The organism is Streptomyces albidoflavus (genome assembly GCF_000719955.1).
Taxonomy (GTDB): domain Bacteria; phylum Actinomycetota; class Actinomycetes; order Streptomycetales; family Streptomycetaceae; genus Streptomyces; species Streptomyces albidoflavus.
In genome coordinates this window covers 51,060-68,153 of the sequence record NZ_JOII01000016.1, presented here as the reverse complement: position 1 = coordinate 68,153, position 17,094 = coordinate 51,060, and the positions used below count along the sequence as shown (strand labels likewise).

General features: G+C 73.1%; 12 protein-coding genes. 2 read left to right on the top strand and 10 right to left on the bottom strand.

What is annotated here, in order from left to right:
- Positions 1–191: 191 nt before the first annotated feature.
- The 7 genes from whiA to uvrA form a co-directional block, all read right to left on the bottom strand.
- Entirely contained in the window at positions 192–1,181 is a 990-nt protein-coding gene (gene whiA, locus IF45_RS0118190) for a DNA-binding protein WhiA (protein ID WP_003947462.1), read from the bottom strand.
- Positions 1,172–2,233 carry a gluconeogenesis factor YvcK family protein gene (locus IF45_RS0118185; RefSeq protein WP_003947463.1) on the bottom strand — a complete coding sequence of 354 codons (1,062 nt, stop codon included), beginning with the start codon at positions 2,231–2,233 and terminating at the stop codon, positions 1,172–1,174. Before IF45_RS0118185 ends, whiA begins: the two co-directional genes overlap by 10 nt.
- Positions 2,230–3,165 carry an RNase adapter RapZ gene (rapZ, locus tag IF45_RS0118180; RefSeq protein ID WP_003947464.1) on the bottom strand — a complete coding sequence of 312 codons (936 nt, stop codon included), beginning with the start codon at positions 3,163–3,165 and terminating at the stop codon, positions 2,230–2,232. Before rapZ ends, IF45_RS0118185 begins: the two co-directional genes overlap by 4 nt.
- Positions 3,162–5,876: an excinuclease ABC subunit UvrC gene (gene uvrC, locus IF45_RS0118175; RefSeq protein ID WP_030308401.1), complete on the bottom strand. Its 2,715-nt coding sequence runs from the start codon at positions 5,874–5,876 to the stop codon at positions 3,162–3,164. The genes rapZ and uvrC overlap by 4 nt, the downstream gene beginning before the upstream one ends.
- Positions 5,877–5,952: 76 nt before the next feature.
- Positions 5,953–6,375: a Rieske (2Fe-2S) protein gene (locus tag IF45_RS0118170; RefSeq protein ID WP_030308399.1), complete on the bottom strand. Its 423-nt coding sequence runs from the start codon at positions 6,373–6,375 to the stop codon at positions 5,953–5,955.
- A 71-nt stretch (positions 6,376–6,446) separates the two neighbouring features.
- Entirely contained in the window at positions 6,447–8,201 is a 1,755-nt protein-coding gene (locus tag IF45_RS0118165) for an alpha/beta hydrolase (RefSeq protein ID WP_030308394.1), read from the bottom strand.
- A 170-nt stretch (positions 8,202–8,371) separates the two neighbouring features.
- Positions 8,372–11,377, bottom strand: a complete 3,006-nt coding sequence (gene uvrA, locus IF45_RS0118160) for an excinuclease ABC subunit UvrA (protein WP_030308392.1) — start codon at positions 11,375–11,377, stop codon at positions 8,372–8,374.
- A gap of 273 nt (positions 11,378–11,650) precedes the next feature.
- On the opposite strand from uvrA, the gene IF45_RS0118155 reads away from it, so the two are divergent.
- Together IF45_RS0118155 and IF45_RS0118150 are read left to right on the top strand one after the other, a co-directional pair.
- Positions 11,651–12,346 (top strand): maleylpyruvate isomerase family mycothiol-dependent enzyme, encoded by a 696-nt coding sequence (locus tag IF45_RS0118155; protein ID WP_003947469.1) that lies wholly within the window; start codon positions 11,651–11,653, stop codon positions 12,344–12,346.
- Between the two features lie 48 nt (positions 12,347–12,394).
- On the top strand, positions 12,395–13,051 hold the full coding sequence (locus tag IF45_RS0118150) for an MBL fold metallo-hydrolase (RefSeq protein WP_030308390.1): 657 nt from the start codon (positions 12,395–12,397) through the stop codon (positions 13,049–13,051).
- A gap of 282 nt (positions 13,052–13,333) precedes the next feature.
- Here IF45_RS0118150 and aroQ read toward each other — a convergent pair whose 3' ends face one another.
- The 3 genes from aroQ to IF45_RS0118135 form a co-directional block, all read right to left on the bottom strand.
- Positions 13,334–13,807, bottom strand: coding sequence for a type II 3-dehydroquinate dehydratase (aroQ, locus tag IF45_RS0118145; protein ID WP_030308389.1), 474 nt, complete (start codon positions 13,805–13,807; stop codon positions 13,334–13,336).
- 107 nt (positions 13,808–13,914) lie between these two features.
- Positions 13,915–14,928, bottom strand: a complete 1,014-nt coding sequence (locus IF45_RS0118140) for a TerC family protein (protein ID WP_030308387.1) — start codon at positions 14,926–14,928, stop codon at positions 13,915–13,917.
- A gap of 278 nt (positions 14,929–15,206) precedes the next feature.
- Positions 15,207–17,060: a TerD family protein gene (locus IF45_RS0118135; RefSeq protein ID WP_030308386.1), complete on the bottom strand. Its 1,854-nt coding sequence runs from the start codon at positions 17,058–17,060 to the stop codon at positions 15,207–15,209.
- Between the last annotated feature and the right edge of the window lie 34 nt (positions 17,061–17,094).

The following is a 17,094-nucleotide window of genomic DNA, read 5'->3' as shown; positions in this document are numbered from 1 at the left end:
GCCGGTACGGCGGTTCCGCGCACCCCCGCCACGGCCCTCTCGTCACGCTCCGTCAACCGGCCGCAGGGTACGCGCGGTTGCCCCCGGCCGCGACCGGAACGGCCCCGCTCTCCCGTGTCCGGGAGGCGGGGCCGGTCGGTGCTTCATCCGTACGGGCGAGCCGGGGCCGCCCGCGTTGACCAGGGGGTGCGTCAGCCGACGAGGTGGTCGGCCAGATCCTCGCTGAGACCGGCCTCGGTGCCGGCGATGCCCAGGTCCTGGGCGCGCTTGTCGGCCATGGCCAGCAGGCGCCGGATGCGTCCGGCGACGGCGTCCTTGGTGAGCGGCGGGTCGGCGAGGGCGCCCAGCTCCTCCAGCGACGCCTGCTTGTGCTCCATGCGGAGCCGGCCGGCGGCGGCGAGGTGCTCGGGGACCTCCTCGCCCAGGATCTCCAGGGCGCGCTGGACCCGGGCGCCGGCGGCGACGGCGGCCCGCGCCGAGCGGCGGAGGTTGGCGTCGTCGAAGTTGGCCAGGCGGTTGGCGGTGGCGCGCACCTCGCGCCGCATCCGCCGCTCCTCCCAGGCGAGGACCGACTCGTGGGCGCCGAGGCGGGTCAGCAGGGCGCCAATGGCGTCGCCGTCGCGGACCACGACCCGGTCCACGCCGCGCACCTCGCGGGCCTTGCCGGCGATGGAGAGCCTGCGGGCCGCGCCGACCAGGGCGAGGGCCGCCTCCGGGCCGGGGCAGGTGACCTCCAGGGAGGAGGAGCGGCCGGGCTCGGTGAGCGAGCCGTGGGCGAGGAAGGCACCCCGCCAGGCGGCCTCGGCGTCGCAGGTGGCGCCGGAGACGACCTGCGGCGGCAGCCCTCTGATCGGGCGGCCCCGGCCGTCGACCAGCCCCGTCTGCCGGGCCAGCTGGTCACCGCCGGCCACCACCCGCACCACGTACCGCGAACCCCGGCGCAGCCCGCCGGGGGCCATCACGATCAGTTCGGAACTGTGTCCGAAGATCTCCAGGATGTCCCGCTTGAGGCGCCGGGCGGCCATCGCCGTGTCCAGCTCCGCCTCGATCACGATGCGGCCGCTCACCAGGTGCAGCCCACCCGCGAACCGCAGGAGCGCGGAGACCTCCGCCTTCCTGCAACAGGTGCGGGTGACGGGAAGCCGGGAGACCTCGTCCTTCACCGCTGCCGTCATCGCCATGGGCCGATCCTTCCATGCATCCGGAAAATACGGTCGTACGCGGCCGCCAGCAGCTCCGGGTCGTGCCGGGGGCTGCCGTCAGGGCGGGCCACGGGCGCCAGCTCGACCGTCGCGCCCAGACGCCGGGCGGCGTCGTCGAGGGAGAGACGGTCGGGCACGGCCGCCTCGTCGGCGAGCACCACGTCCAGGGCGAGTTTAGGGGCGTGTCGGGCCAAAACCTCCAAATGACGCTGCGGGGAGAACCCCTCGGTTTCTCCGGGTTGCGGCGCGAGGTTGAGCGAGAGGACCCGGCGGGCCTTGGTGGAGAGCAGCGCGTCGAGCAGTTCGGGCACCAGAAGATGCGGGATGACCGAGGAGAACCAGGAGCCCGGACCGAGCACCACCCAGTCCGCGTCGAGGACCGCCTCGACCGCCTCCGGCACGGCCGGCGGGTCGTGCGGCACCAGGTGCACCGACTGGACCTCGCCGGGGGTCAGCGCCACGGTCGCCTGGCCGCGCACCGTGTCCACGTCGTCCGGGCGGGCCGGGTCGTGGCCCCGCACCAGCGCCTGGAGCTCCAGGGGGACGGCGGACATGGGCAGCACCCTGCCGTGCGCGCCGAGCAGGGTGCCGACCAGGTCCAGCGCCTGGACGTGGTCGCCGAGCTGCTCCCAGAGGGCGACGATCAGCAGGTTGCCCACGGCGTGGTCGTGCAGGTCGCCACGGGAGTGGAAGCGGTGCTGGATCACCCGGGACCAGGTCTGGCCCCAGTCGTCGTCCCCGCAGAGCGCGGCCAGCGCCTTGCGCAGGTCCCCCGGGGGCAGCACGCCCAGTTCGTCGCGGAGACGGCCGCTGGAGCCGCCGTCGTCGGCGACGGTGACGACGGCGGTCAGGTCCCCGGTGATGCGGCGCAGCGCGGTCAGCGAGGCGGACAGCCCCATGCCGCCGCCGAGGGCGACGACCTTGGGCTGGGCGCCGCGGCCCCGGGGGCGCGGGCGGGGCGTCCACCCCAGAGGTGCCGCGGGCGGGGTGGTCCGCCGCATCCGCCGCAGGCGCGAGGGGCGGCCGGTCATTCCCGGCCCATGTCGCGGTGGACGACGACGGTCTCGACGCCCTCGGAGGCGAGACGCGAGGCGAGCTTCTCGGACATGGCCACGGAGCGGTGCTTGCCGCCGGTACACCCGACGGCGATCGTCACGTACCGCTTGCCCTCGCGGCGGTATCCGCGGGCGATCAGCTGGAGCAGCTCCGTGTACTGGTCCAGGAACTCCTTGGCGCCGGGGCGGCTGAAGACGTAGTTCGACACCTCTTCGTTCAGGCCGGTGAAGGGGCGCAGCTCGGGGACCCAGTGCGGGTTGGGCAGGAAGCGGCAGTCGACGACGAGGTCGGCGTCGACGGGCAGGCCGTACTTGTAGCCGAAGGACATCACCGTGGCCCGCAGCTCGGGCTCCTCGTCGCCCGCGAACTGGGCGTCCATCTTGGCGCGCAGCTCGTGGACGTTGAGGCTGGAGGTGTCGATGACCAGGTCGGCGTCGCCGCGCAGCTCGCGCAGCAGGTCGCGCTCGGCGGCGATGCCGTCGACGATGCGGCCGTCGCCCTGGAGGGGGTGCGGGCGGCGCACCGACTCGAAGCGACGCACCAGCGCGTCGTCGGAGGACTCCAGGAAGACGATCCGCCGGGTGACGTTCTTGACGTCGAGGTCGGCGAGGGACTCGCGGAGGTTGTCGAAGAAGCGGCGGCCGCGCACGTCCACGACGACGGCGATCCGGGCGACGTTCCCCTGCGAGCGGGCGCCCAGCTCCACCATGGTGGGGATGAGGGCGGGCGGCAGGTTGTCCACGACGAACCAGCCGAGGTCCTCCAGGCACTTGGCGGCGGTGCTGCGCCCCGCGCCGGACATCCCGGAGATGATCACCAGCTCGGGGATGGCCGTCTCGGTGGCCTCCACCGCCTCGCCGGTCGTGCCCGTACCCACCTGTGCCTCGTCTCCGTCGTGCTCGGTCATGTCTGCTGCCCCCGGTTCTTCGGTGCGGTCTGCGGCGGCGCCTGGTCAGGCCCGCCGTCCGGTGCTGTCCGGTCGCCCGGCCTCTCCTGCTCGGCCGGGCCGGACACCTCCGGATCTCCAGTCTGTCCCGCCACACCGCCATCCGGGGAACCGGCCGCGCGGTGCGGGCCCGGGGAATTGCCACCCGGCCCGGCCGCGACGCCCCCGCCGGGGGCCGCTTCCCCCTGGGCGGGCTGCGGAGCCACCCCCTGGATCGGCGCGGCGTCCCCCTCCCCTGGCACCCGCGCGGTCCGCGCGTCGCCCGGCTGGGGCGCCGACGGGGCCGGGTGGACGAGCGGAAGCGCGTCGCCGTACGACCGGGGCCCGTCCTGCGGCAGGCCCAGGGCGGGCGGTGCCGGGGCGGTCTCCTGCGGAGCGGGCTCGTCCTGCGGGAGGCCGGCGGCGAGCGGCCCGCCCGGGCCCTCGGCGCCGGGCTCCGCCTCACCGGAACCGGCGGGCTCCCCCTCGACGGGCTCCGCCGAGGGGCTGTCCCCCTGGGCCGAGCCGTCCGCCGGACTGTCCTGTTCCCCCTCGGAGCCGGTCGCCGGACGGTCCGCTCCCCGGCTCTCCGGAGTGGACGGGCCTGTCCCGCCCCCGGTGTCCGGGCCGTCGCTCTCCCCCGAAGTCGCGGGAGCCTCCCTGTTCTCCGGTGACTCGTCGGTGTCGTCGTCCCCGACGATCTCGCCGGTGGCGGTGTTGACCGCGACCGAGGGAGCGGACTGCGCCAGGGTGGCGGCGACGGCGAGGGCGGTCTTGCGGCCTATGCCGGGGACCTCGCAGATCTGCTCGACGGTGGCGGCGCGGAGTTTGCGGACCGAGCCGAAGTACTTGACCAGGGCCTGCTTGCGGGTCTCGCCGAGGCCGGGGACGTCGTCGAGGGGGCTGGTGCGGATGCGCTTGGAGCGCTTGGCCCGCTGGTAGGTGATGGCGAAGCGGTGGGCCTCGTCGCGGATGCGCTGGAGGAGGTAGAGGCCCTCGCTGGTGCGGGGCAGGACGACCGGGTCGTCCTGGCCGGGGACCCAGACCTCCTCCAGGCGCTTGGCGAGGCCGCAGACGGCGATGTCGTCGATGCCCAGTTCGTCCAGGGCCCGCTGCGCGGCGGCGACCTGGGGCTGGCCGCCGTCGACCACGACGAGCTGCGGCGGGTAGGCGAACCGCTTGGGGCGGCCGTCCTCGTCGGTGAGGGAGGCGGTGACCTCACCGCCCTCCGTGGCGTCCTGCTCCTCGGTCCACTCGCCGGTGCGCTCCCGGTCGCTCAGGTAGCGGCGGAAACGGCGGGTGATCACCTCGTGCATCGAGCGGACGTCGTCCTGGCCCTGGCCGTGCCAGAGCTGGGTGTCGCCGGCCCGGCCCTTGATCTGGAAGCGGCGGTACTCGCTCTTGCGGGCCAGCCCGTCCTCGAAGACCACCATCGAGGCCACCACGTCGTCGCCCTGGAAGTGGGAGATGTCGTAGCACTCGATGCGCAGCGGGGCGCTCTCCAGCTCCAGCGCCTCGGCGATCTCCTCCAGGGCGCGGGAGCGGGTGGTCAGGTCGGAGGCGCGTCTGGTCTTGTGCAGGACCAGGGACTGCTGGGCGTTCCGCTGGACCGTCTCCATCAGGGACTTCTTGTCGCCGCGCTGCGGGATGCGCAGGGAGACCTGGGTGCCGCGCCGGTCGCCGAGCCACTGGGAGACGGCCTCGGTGTTCTCGGGAAGGGCGGGGACCAGGACCTCCTTGGGGACGCCTTCACCGCGCTCCTCGCCGTAGAGCTGCTGGAGGGCGTGGCCGACGAGGCCGGCGGTGTCGACCGCCTCGACCTTGTCGGTGACCCAGCCGCGCTGGCCGCGAACCCGGCCGCCGCGCACGTGGAAGATCTGGACGGCCGCCTCCAGTTCGTCCTCGGCGACGGCGATGAGGTCGGCGTCGGTGGCGTCGGCGAGGACGACGGCGGACTTCTCCATGGCGCGGCGCAGCGCCTCGATGTCGTCGCGCAGGCGCCCGGCCCGCTCGTACTCCATCTCCTCGGCGGCCTCCTGCATCTGCCGCTCCAGGCGGCGCAGGTAGGCGCCGGTGCGGCCGGCCATGAAGTCGCAGAACTCCTCGGCCAGATCGCGGTGGTCCTCGGGGCTGATGCGGCCGACGCAGGGGGCGGCGCACTTGCCGATGTACCCCAGCAGGCAGGGGCGGCCGGTGCGGGCGGCGTTCTTGAAGACGCCGGCCGAGCAGGTGCGGACGGGGAAGACCCGCAGCAGCAGGTCGACGGTGTCGCGGATGGCCCAGGCGTGGCCGTACGGGCCGAAGTACCGCACGCCCTTCTTCTTCTGGCCGCGCATGACCTGGACGCGGGGGAACTCCTCGTTCATCGTCACCGCGAGGTACGGATAGCTCTTGTCGTCGCGGTACTTGACGTTGAACCGGGGGTCGAACTCCTTGATCCAGGTGTACTCCAGCTGGAGCGCCTCGACCTCGGTGGAGACCACCGTCCACTCCACGGAGGAGGCGGTGGTGACCATGGTGCGGGTGCGCGGGTGGAGGCCGGCCAGGTCCTGGAAGTAGCTGGAGAGGCGCTGGCGCAGGCTTTTCGCCTTCCCGACGTAGATCACCCGGCGGTGGTCGTCGCGGAAGCGGTAGACGCCCGGGGAGTCAGGGATCTGCCCCGGCTTCGGACGGTAGCTGGAGGGGTCGGCCATGTCAGACACCCTACTGTCGGCCACCGACACTCCGACGTCACCCGCAGTGACGGGGCCGGGACGAGGGGCGGCCGGGTCAGGCGGGCCGGGGGCGGGCGACGAGGCGGCCGCCGTCGGCGGAGACGTCGAGTTCGGTGAGCGGGGCGACGGCGGGGCCCCGCAGCACCTCTCCGGTGGTGACGTCGAACCGGCTGCCGTGGCAGGTGCAGGTGGAGACGGTGCCCTTGATCTGGTGCAGCGGGCAGGACCGGTGGGTGCAGACGGCGCTGAAGGCGCGGTACTCCCCCGCCTCGGAACGGCTCACGACCACGTGGTGCTCGCGGAAGATCTCCGCCCCGCCCTTCGGCACGGCGTCGGCGGAGCCCAGTTCCACCGGCTCGGCGGGCCCCTCGGCGCGCCCGTCGTCCGGCGGGGCGCAGGCCGCCGCCCCCAGCCCGGCGGCCGGGACCAGGGCCGCGCCCCGCAGGACGGTGCGGCGGGAGAGGGGGTGGGCGGACATGGTGCCTCCGCTGAGGTCCGTGGGCGGCTCGGTGCGGTCCCGACCCTAGCCGGGGCCTGCCCCGGACCCGGTCAGTAGGGGGTGTCCCGGGAGGCGATGAAGTCGTGCAGGCGGCGGGTGTCGGCGTCGGTCCACCCCTCGCGGGGCGCCACCGCCGCCCAGCCGTCCACGGGGCTCGCCCCGTACCGGTGGCCGTGCGGTGCCTGGACGCCGTAACTGACGGCCATGTCCACGCTGGTCTGCCAGAAGGTGACGAAGGGGAACCAGGTGATCTCGGGGGTGATGTCGGGGCCGAGCGGGTCGTCCAGCCACGCGGGGCGCTGGAGGAGGAGGTCGTAGGACCACCAGACGACGGGGTCGGAGGCGTTCTGGAGGTAGACGACGCGCGGCTCCTGCCAGGGCCCGGCGGGGCGGGCGAGGTCCCGGCGGGGGAACTGGGCGAAGCGGAAGTGGCGCCCCTCCTCGTAGAGGGGCCGCCAGACGGGGCTGGACGGGTCGCGGTGGGCGCGGATCTCCTGCGAGATCGGCGAGAAGTTGGGCGGGCCGAGCAGCAGGGCCCCGTCGACGTTGTCCAGCAGCTCACCGGGCCGCTCGTAGGAGGCTTCGACGGCGTACGCGCCGAGGCTCTCGCCGGTGACGACGAGAAGGGGGCGCTCGTCCGGGGGCAGGGCGGCCCAGCGGGCCCGCACGGCGTCGACCAGTTCGCGGGTGGCGTGCGCGGCCTTCTCCTTGTCGACGAGGAAGGAGAGCCAGCTGGGCAGGTAGGAGTACTGGAGGGCGACGGTGGCGGTGTTGCCGTCGTGCATGTATTCGAGGGGTTCCACGACGTTGGCGTTGACCCAGCCGGTGCCGGTGGTCCCGGCGATGGCGAGGACGTCCCGCTCGAAGGCGCGGGTCCGGTCCAGCTCCTTCATGGCGAGGTCGACCTGGGCGGCGACCGGGTCCTCGTCGTAGGCGAACGCCTCCGGGGCGGCCGATCCTGCGTAGATCCGGACGGGGTCCACGGCGTCCCGCCCGGTCCAGTCGGTGATCTCCTCGCTGGTCAGGACGGAACCGGCGAAGTTGCGCCCCTGGAAGCCGAGATCCCGCCAGCGGATGTACGAGCCGGGGCCGCCCGAGACCAGCCGCGAGGTGGGCGGGGTGACGCCCTCCTTGGTGCCGCCGTCGGTGGCCTTGGAGATGCGGTCGGCGACGTCGACCACGCCGCGTTCGAAGACCAGGTCCTGGACGCAGAAGAGGACGGCGAGGCTGGAGAGCAGCAGCCCGAGCCCGACGGCGGCGGGCCGGGGCAGGAGCCGCCCGAGCAGCCGGATCAGGCGGCTGGCGCCGAGCCGGACGGCGCGGGCCAGCAGGAGCAGCACCGCCCAGAGCGCGACGGTGATCAGGGCGATCATCGGGGTGTGCCAGGTCAGCGACGGCGGCAGCCCCTGCAGGGCGCGGAGCTGGCGTTGCAGGTGGGCGCTCTCGGAGATGAGCCAGACCGTGCAGACGGGGCTGATCAGGAAGTACGCCTGCCAGGCGTGGGCGCGGACGGCCTGGCTCGGCCGGCGCGCGACCAGGAGCCGGAAGAGCCAGCTGAGGGTGACACCGAGGGCGTAGCCGATGGCGGCGTTGATGCCGCCGATGAGCCCTTGGAGGAACCAGGGGCGGGGCACCAGCGAGGGGGTCAGGGAGAACCAGAAGAAGACCGTGGCCACGCAGGTGGCGGTCAGGTCGGGCCAGCGGCGGACCAGATAGGTGGGGCCGGGGCGCTGCCAGTAGGGCTTGCGCGCGGCGGCCGCGACGCGCCCGGCCAGGGAGCGGGCGGTACTCCCCATCGCGATCATGAATGTCACATTAGCGGCTGTTCACCCCGCTTCCTGCGGGGCGGCCGGGCAGGCCGCCGCCGCCCCCGCGCCGGTGAGGACGCGGAGGCGGCGGACGGCGTTGCGCGGACGGGCCGGGGCGCGAGGCGGGGTGGTGGTTTCCGGTCACCCCGCCGCCACTCCCCCGGCCGTCACTTGGTGGTGCGCGGTGCCTTCTTCGCCGGGGCCTTCTTGGCCGCCGTCTTCTTGGCCGCCGCCTTCTTCGCGGCGGGCTTCTTGGCCGCGACCGCCTTGCGGGTGGCCCCCGTCTTGCGGGCACCGCCGGAGCGGGGCGCGGCCGAGGCCTCGCTGATCCGGTCGGCGCCGAGGACGTCCTGGAGGAACTTGCCGGTGTGGCTGGCGGGGACGCCGGCCACCTCCTCGGGGGTGCCTTCGGCGACGACCAGGCCGCCGCCGTTGCCGCCCTCGGGGCCCATGTCGACGACCCAGTCGGCGGTCTTGATCACGTCGAGGTTGTGCTCGATCACGATGACCGAGTTGCCCTTGTCGACCAGACCGGAGAGGACGGTGATCAGCTTGCTGATGTCCTCGAAGTGCAGGCCGGTGGTGGGCTCGTCCAGGACGTAGACCGTGCGCCCGGTGGAGCGCTTCTGCAGCTCGGCGGCGAGCTTGACGCGCTGCGCCTCGCCGCCGGAGAGGGTCGGCGCGGGCTGTCCGAGGCGGACGTACCCGAGGCCGACCTCGTTGAGCGTGCGCAGGTGGCGGGCGATGGTGGGGACCGCCTCGAAGAAGCCGAGCGCCTCCTCGATGGGCATGTCCAGCACCTCGGCGATGGACTTGCCCTTGTAGTGGACCTCCAGGGTCTCCCGGTTGTAGCGCGCCCCGTGGCAGACCTCGCAGGGGACGTACACGTCGGGCAGGAAGTTCATCTCGATCTTGATGGTGCCGTCGCCGTGGCAGTTCTCGCAGCGGCCGCCCTTGACGTTGAAGGAGAAGCGGCCGGGGAGGTACCCGCGGACCTTGGCCTCCATCGTCTCGGCGAAGAGCTTGCGGACGTTGTCGAAGACGCCGGTGTACGTGGCCGGGTTGGAGCGGGGGGTGCGGCCGATCGGCGACTGGTCGACGTGCACGACCTTGTCGACGAGGTCGTCGCCCTCGACCCGGGTGTGGCGGCCGGGGACGCTCTTGGCGCCGTTCAGCTCGCGGGCCAGGTGGGTGTAGAGGATGTCGTTGACCAGCGTCGACTTGCCGGAGCCGGAGACTCCGGTGACGGCGGTGAGGACGCCGAGCGGGAAGGAGACGTCGATGTCGCGGAGGTTGTTCTCCTTGGCACCGATCACCGTCAGCTGCCGCGCCGGGTCGACCGGGCGGCGGATCTCCGGTACCGGGATGGAACGCTTGCCGGCGAGGTACTGGCCGGTGATCGACTCCTTGTTGGCGAGCAGCTCGTCCAGCGAACCGGAGTGGACGACCTTGCCGCCGTGCTCACCGGCGCCCGGGCCGATGTCCACGATCCAGTCGGCGACCTTGATGGTGTCCTCGTCGTGCTCCACCACGATCAGCGTGTTGCCCATGTCGCGCAGGCGGACCAGGGTCTCGATCAGCCGGTGGTTGTCGCGCTGGTGGAGGCCGATCGAGGGCTCGTCCAGGACGTAGAGCACGCCGACCAGGCCGGAGCCGATCTGGGTGGCCAGCCGGATGCGCTGGGCCTCACCGCCGGAGAGGGAGCCCGCCGGGCGGTTGAGGGAGAGGTAGTCGAGGCCGACGTCGACCAGGAAGCGGAGGCGTTCGTTGACCTCCTTGAGGACGCGCTCGGCGATCTTGAGGTCGCGGCCGGAGAGGGTGAGCTTGTCGAGGAAGTCGGCGCAGTCGGTGATCGACATGGCGGAGACCTCGGCGATGGACTTGCCCATCACCGTGACCGCCAGCACGATCGGCTTGAGCCGGGTCCCCTCGCAGGTCGGGCAGGGGACCTCCCGCATGTACCCCTCGAACCGCTCCCGGCTGGAGTCGCTCTCCGCCTCGGAGTGGCGCCGCTTGACGTAGGGCACGGCGCCCTCGAAGGCGGTGGTGTAGACCCGCTCGCGGCCGTAGCGGTTGCGGTAGCGGACCTCGATCTGGGTCTTGTGGCCCTGGAGCAGGGCCTTCTTCGCGCGCTGCGGGAGCGCGGCGAAGGGCACGTCGGTGCGGAAGTTCAGCGCGTCGGCGAGGGCGCCGACCAGCCGGCCGAAGTACTCCTTGGTGTGCCCGTGCGACCAGGGGTGGATGGCGCCCTCGTCCAGGGACTTGTCCTCGTCCGGGACGATCAGCTCCGGGTCGACCTCCATGCGGGTGCCGATGCCGGTGCAGTCGGGGCAGGCGCCGAACGGCGAGTTGAAGGAGAAGGAGCGCGGCTCCAGCTCCTCGAAGGAGAGGTCGTCGTACGGGCAGTAGAGGTGCTCGGAGTACATCCGCTCGCGCTCGGGGTCGTCCTCGGGGAGGTCGACGAAGTCGAGCACGACCATGCCGCCGGAGAGGCCGAGGGCGGTCTCCACCGAGTCGGTGAGGCGGCGCTTGGCGCTCTCCTTGACCGTGAGGCGGTCGACGACCACCTCGATGGTGTGCTTCTCCTGCTTCTTCAGCTTCGGCGGGTCGGAGAGCTGCACCGTGGCGCCGTCGACGCGGGCGCGGCTGTACCCCTTGGTCTGGAGGTCGGCGAAGAGGTCGACGAACTCGCCCTTGCGCTCACGGACCAGCGGGGAGAGCACCTGGAAGCGGCTGCCCTCGGGCAGGCCCAGCACCTTGTCCACGATGGCCTGCGGCGACTGGCGGGAGATCGGGCGGTGGCAGACCGGGCAGTGCGGCTTGCCGATCCGGGCGAAGAGCAGGCGGAGGTAGTCGTAGACCTCGGTGATGGTGCCGACCGTGGAGCGCGGGTTGCGCGAGGTGGACTTCTGGTCGATGGAGACTGCGGGCGAGAGGCCCTCGATGAAGTCGACGTCGGGCTTGTCCATCTGGCCGAGGAACTGCCGGGCGTACGAGGAGAGGGACTCGACGTACCGCCGCTGGCCCTCGGCGAAGATCGTGTCGAACGCGAGCGAGGACTTGCCCGACCCGGAGAGCCCGGTGAAGACGATGAGGGAGTCACGCGGCAGGTCGAGCGAGACATTCCTCAGATTGTGCTCGCGGGCACCACGGACGATGAGACGGTCGGCCACGCCGGTCCGCACCTTTCTGGAGTGAAGCGGGAGCGGAACCCCCGGGAACAACGTACGGGAGTGCCGCGGCAGCGGTGGAAGGGATGAGCGATCGGGGGCGGGGGACTTCGGACCGAGGGCGGCACCGGGCCGTCGTCGGGGGATCGCATCCCGGCTACATCCAGGATGCCTCTTCCGGGAACCGAGCGTATAGCACGTACATTCGATTCCCAGGATCCTGGCGCCTGCTTCACCCGAACGAGTGGACCGATCCGGTGCCGCTAGGGTCGTCCCATGACTGATCCTGTGCGCGATCTCACAAGGCTGGACGAGGCCACCGCCCGGCTCCTCACCGTCGCGGGCACGCTGGACGACGCGGCGCTGGCCGAGCCCTCGCGGCTGCCGGGCTGGACCCGCGGCCACGTCCTCAGCCATCTCGCCCGCAACGCCGACGCCCTGCTCAACGTGGTCGCGGGCCGCCCCATGTACGCCAGTGCCGAGGCCCGCGACGCCGACATCGAGGCGGGCGCCACCCTGCCCGCCGAGGCCCTCGCCGAGGAGGTGCGGCTGAGCGCCGCCCGGCTCGCAGCCGCCCTGGCCGAGCCCGGGGACTGGGAGCGCGTGGTGGAGCTGCGCAACGGTGTCACCGACCGGCTCGCCCGCGTCCCCTTCCGGCGGCTGGTCGAGGTGGAGCTGCACCAGGTCGACCTGGGTGCCGGGCGCGAGCTGGAGGACCTGCCGGCGGAGTTCACCGACGCCGAGAACGCCTTCCTCGCCGACCGCTTCACCGGCCACCCGGACGTACCGCCGCTGCTGCTCCGCCCGGCCGGCTCCCCCGCCCTCACCAGTGGCCGTGCCGCCGCCCCGGGCGAGGAGCCGCTCACCGTCACCGGCACCCCGGCCGATCTGCTCGGCTGGCTCGCCGGACGCCGTGCTCCGGACGGCCTGAAGACCGACGGCGGCCCGCTGCCCGCCCTGCCGCCGCTGTGAGCCCCGCACAGCCGGGGCGGCGGCACCCGCCTCGGTAGGGTGACGGCCATGACGTACAGCGGAGCGGTGAAGGTCGGCGGACCCGCCGACGTGCACGAACTGACCGGGCTGATGATCTCCAAGGTCGCCGTGGGCCCCATGGACAACAACGCGTACCTGCTGCGCTGCCGGGCCACCGGCGAACAGCTCCTGATCGACGCGGCCGCCGAGCCCGGGACCCTGCTGCAGCTGATCGGCCGGGACTCGGTCGCCTCCGTCGTCACCACCCACCGCCACGGCGACCACTGGCAGGCGCTGGCGGAGGTGGTGGCCGCGACCGATGCGCGGACCCAGGCCGGGCGGTACGACGCGGAGGGGATTCCGGTTCCCACCGATGTGCTGCTGGACGACGGGGACACCGTGCGGGTCGGCCGGGTGGAGCTGACCGTCCTCCACCTGGTCGGGCACACGCCCGGCTCGATCGCCCTGGTCTACGACGACCCGCACGGCCACCCGCACGTCTTCACCGGGGACTGCCTCTTCCCCGGAGGGGTGGGCAACACCCACCAGGACCCGGATGCCTTCGCCCAGCTGCTGGGTGACGTGGAGACCAAGATCTTTGCTGCGCTGCCGGACGAGACGTGGGTTTACCCCGGGCACGGGGACGACACCACGCTGGGGGCGGAGCGGCCGCACCTGGCCGCCTGGCGCGAGCGGGGTTGGTGAGTCCGGCCGGGGCCTTCAGCCAGGCCGGGACCTACAACCCGGCCGGGGCCTACAGCCCGGCCGGGCTGGGTTCTGGTGCGGACACGTCCGACCGTGCCGGTCACCGATGGCCTCAAGCGCCGGCCGGGCTGGATGTGGTGCCGCATCGCTCGACCGTTCAGGTCAAAGACGGCCTCAAACGCCGGCCGGGCTGAAGGTGGCCAGGCGGGATCTAGCCGGGCTGAAGGTGGCCCGGGCCGGAGGTGACCGGCTGGAGGTGCCCCGGGCGGGAGGTCGCCCGGGTCAGCTCTGGTCGGCCAGCAAGGTCGCGATCCGGCGGACGGCGAACGCGTAGCCCTGGATGCCGCAGCCGGCGATGACGCCGTCGGCGCGCAGGGAGACGTAGCTGTGGTGCCGGAACTGTTCGCGGCGGTGGATGTTGGAGATGTGGACCTCGATCACCGGGAGCCCGTCGCAGGCGTTGAGCGCGTCGAGCAGGGCGACAGAGGTGTGCGAGTAGGCGGCGGGGTTGATGACAAGGCCGGCCGCGCCGGTGCGGGCCTCGTGGATCCAGTCGACCAGGACGCCCTCGTGGTTGGACTGGCGCAGGTCGACGGTGCCGCCGAGCGCCGCCGCCTCCTCGGCGCAGAGCCGCTCCACGTCGGCCAGCGTCTCGGACCCGTAGATCTCCGGCTGCCGCTGCCCCAGCAGGTTCAGGTTCGGGCCGTTGAGAATCATGATCGGCGCGGTGGCGAGGGTGTGGGCGGGGCGGGTCATCGCGGTCCTCCGGAAACGGGTGCGCCCGCGCCCCCCGAAGGGGACGCGGGCTCATTCGGCCTGGGCCGACATCTATCACGACGGGCCGGCGCGGCCCGCCGCACCCGTCAGCTCTCGCTGTCCTTGCGGCTGTCGTCCTCGCCGCCGGAACCGGTGACGGCACCGGCCTTCTCGGCCTCCGCCTGCTTCCGCGAGGCGTAGAGGCTGGTGATCGTGGTGACCACCAGGACGGCGCAGATCACTCCCAGCGAGACCGGGATGGAGATCTCCGGCACGTGGACGCCCGACTCGTGCAGCGCGTGCAGCACGAGCTTGACGCCGATGAAGCCGAGGATCACCGACAGGCCGTAGCTGAGGTGGACCAGCTTGCGGAGCAGACCCCCGAGGAGGAAGTACAGCTGCCGCAGGCCCATCAGGGCGAAGGCGTTGGCGGTGAAGACGATGTACGGGTCCTGGGTCAGGCCGAAGATCGCCGGGATCGAGTCGAGGGCGAAGAGGAGATCGGTGGTGCCGATCGCCAGCATGACGACCAGCATCGGCGTCATGATCTTCTTGCCGTTCTTCTCGATGAACAGCTTGGTGCCGTGGTAGCGGTCGGCCACGCCGAACCGCCGCTCGGCCGCCTTGAGCAGGCGGTTCTCCTCCCAGTCCTCGTCGTCGTCGCCGGACCTGGCCTCCTGGATGAGCTTCCAGGCGGTGTAGATCAGGAACGCGCCGAAGATGTAGAAGACCCACGAGAAGTTGGCGATGATCGCCGCGCCCGCCGCGATGAAGATCGCGCGCAGCACCAGGGCGATGAGGACGCCGATCAGCAGCACGCGCTGCTGGTACTGCGAGGGGACCGAGAACTTCGCCATGATCAGCACGAAGACGAAGAGGTTGTCGACACTCAGCGACTTCTCGGTGATGTAGCCGGCGAAGAACTCACCGGCCTGCTGCCCGCCTCCGAAGATGAGCAGGCCCACGCCGAACAGGGCGGCCAGGACGATCCAGACGATCGTCCAGATCCCGGCTTCCTTGATGGACACGTCATGGGGCTTGCGCCCGATGAAGAAGTCGGCCCCGATCAGCACGATCAGGCCGACAACAGTAAGGACCCATAGGGTCACGGAAACTTCCACTGCGCCTCCGGCAGTACGTAACGGCATCTCTCAGCGTCATCGCTGCCGGAGGTCTCTTCCACCCGAGAACCGCGCGAGGCGCGCGGTCATCGGATCGACGGCCCGGGATCGGGCCGGAATATCCGTACCGATCCGTATTGACGGGCTCGCCGCGCCAGGAGTACTCCCCTCCGCACCGGGAAGCCTACGCGAATTGCCAACGGTTGGTAAAGACGGAGCTAAACGATCACCAAAGTCGCAGCTCAGGACCGCATCGGGCCCCTTGGGCCGCAGCCGTGTCAGCGGCCCGGGCGCCGGGCCCGCGCCGTGGCACCGACCACCGTCTCCAGCACCGCGCTGCCCCTCGGCACACACGGCGGCGTGAATGTCCAGAGGTGATGGACCCAGGGATCCGCCAGATGGCGGTCGGGGAGCGGCGTGATCCGCAGCAGCCCGCGCCAGAGGGGGTCGAGCAGCGGCCCGTACCCGGCGGCGTCGTCACGGTCGGCGACCAGCAGCAGGTGGACGCCGACCGCCGGGCCCTCGTCGGCGAGGTACCGGAGCCGGGTGACGGCCCGGTCGTCGAAGCCGTGCGGGAAGTCGTGGACGACCAGGAGCTGCTCGGCGGTGTCGAGGCCGGGCGGCAGCGCGTCGCGGGCACCGCCGCGCACCGCCATGTGCACCAGGTCGACCCGCCGGGTCAGCCGCTCCAGCACCTCCGCGACCCCGGCCGCCCCGGCGGGCGGCGCGGGCGCCAGCAGCCCGGCGTTCCGCAGCCCGGCGAAGGCCGCCGCGCCGGAGCCCGCCGGGTCGAGCAGGTGGACGGTGAGGCCGCCGGGCGGGTGCACCGCCAGCAGCCGGGTGGCGTGCAGCGCGGCGGAACCGGCGGCGAGCGCCCGCAGCCCGGCGGGCCGGGACTCCCCCTCCCCGTCGCTCAGCCGCCCGGCGTCGATCCACAGCCCGCGCTCCAGCGGGAGCCGTACCAGCATCGGGATGCGCAGCTCCGGCGCCTCGGGCAGCCCCAGGTCACCGAGGCGCACCGAGAGCGGCGGCTGCTCCGGCGGCCGGTAGGCGTGCCAGACGGGGCTCTCCCAGCCCGCCAGGGCGGGAGACAGCGCGGGCTCGACCACCTGGGACTCGCCGGCGAGCTGCGCGAGGTCGCGGTCGAGCGCCTCCTGGGCCCGGGCGACCAGCGTCTCGTACCGCTCGGAGGCCGCCGCGCGGGCGGCCGCCGCTCCCTGGCCGGTACGGCCGCGGGGGTCGTCGAGTACGGCGTCCAGCTCGCGTTCGCGGCGGTCCTCGGCGAACTCGACGGCACCCCGGTAGGCGGCCACGGTGCGGGCCAGGTCCTCGAACATGCCCCAGACCTGGTTGTGGAGCCGCTCCTCCATGCTCCAGCCGGAGGCGTCCCCGGCCACGGGCGCGGCCGGGGCGGTGGGCGGCGCGGGGGCGGCGGGCGCCGGTGTGGCGTACGGGTGGCGACCGGCCGGGGCGGTGGGGCGGCGGCCCGGGTGGGTGTAGTCCACGCGGCCGCCGGAGGGCGTGGCGGGACCGGCCGGGACCGGCTCCGGGTCCGGCCGGGGCGCGGGCGGAAGCGGGGCGACGGGGTGGGCCTGGGCGACGGCGGCCAGGCGGCGGGCGGTCTCGGGGTCGATCCCCCGGTCGGTGAGGAGGGCGGGGACGCCGCCCTGGTAGCCCTGGCCGACGGCGCGGATCTTCCAGGCGCCGTTCCTGCGGTACAGCTCGACGGCGACGACCGTCGTCTCCTCGGCCAGCCCGGTGACCGCGAACCCGGCCGCCTTTTCGCCGCCGGGCCCCAGCAGGAGCACGCGCGGGGCGGCCAGCGCGCCGAAGCGGGCGGGCGCGCCGGGGCCGTCGGGCAGGGCGAGGAAGAGGTCGAGGCGGGTGGCGGCGGAGGGCAGCGCGCCGAGGTCGACGGCGAGGCGGTGCGTGGGGGCGGGCGGTCCAGGCGCGGCGAGGCCGGGCGGCGGCGGGACGCCGGGCAGGGCGATGCCCTCCGCGCCGCCGAGGGCGTGGCCCGCCTCGCCGACGAGTACCGCGCCGAGCGCCAGCGCCCGGTCGGCCTCCACGCCGATCTCCAGCCGGGTCCACGGCAGGGCCTGGTTCTGCCCTCGGACCAGCTCAGCCGTCATCGTCCCTGTCCCCCTACTGTGCCCCGGGCGCGTC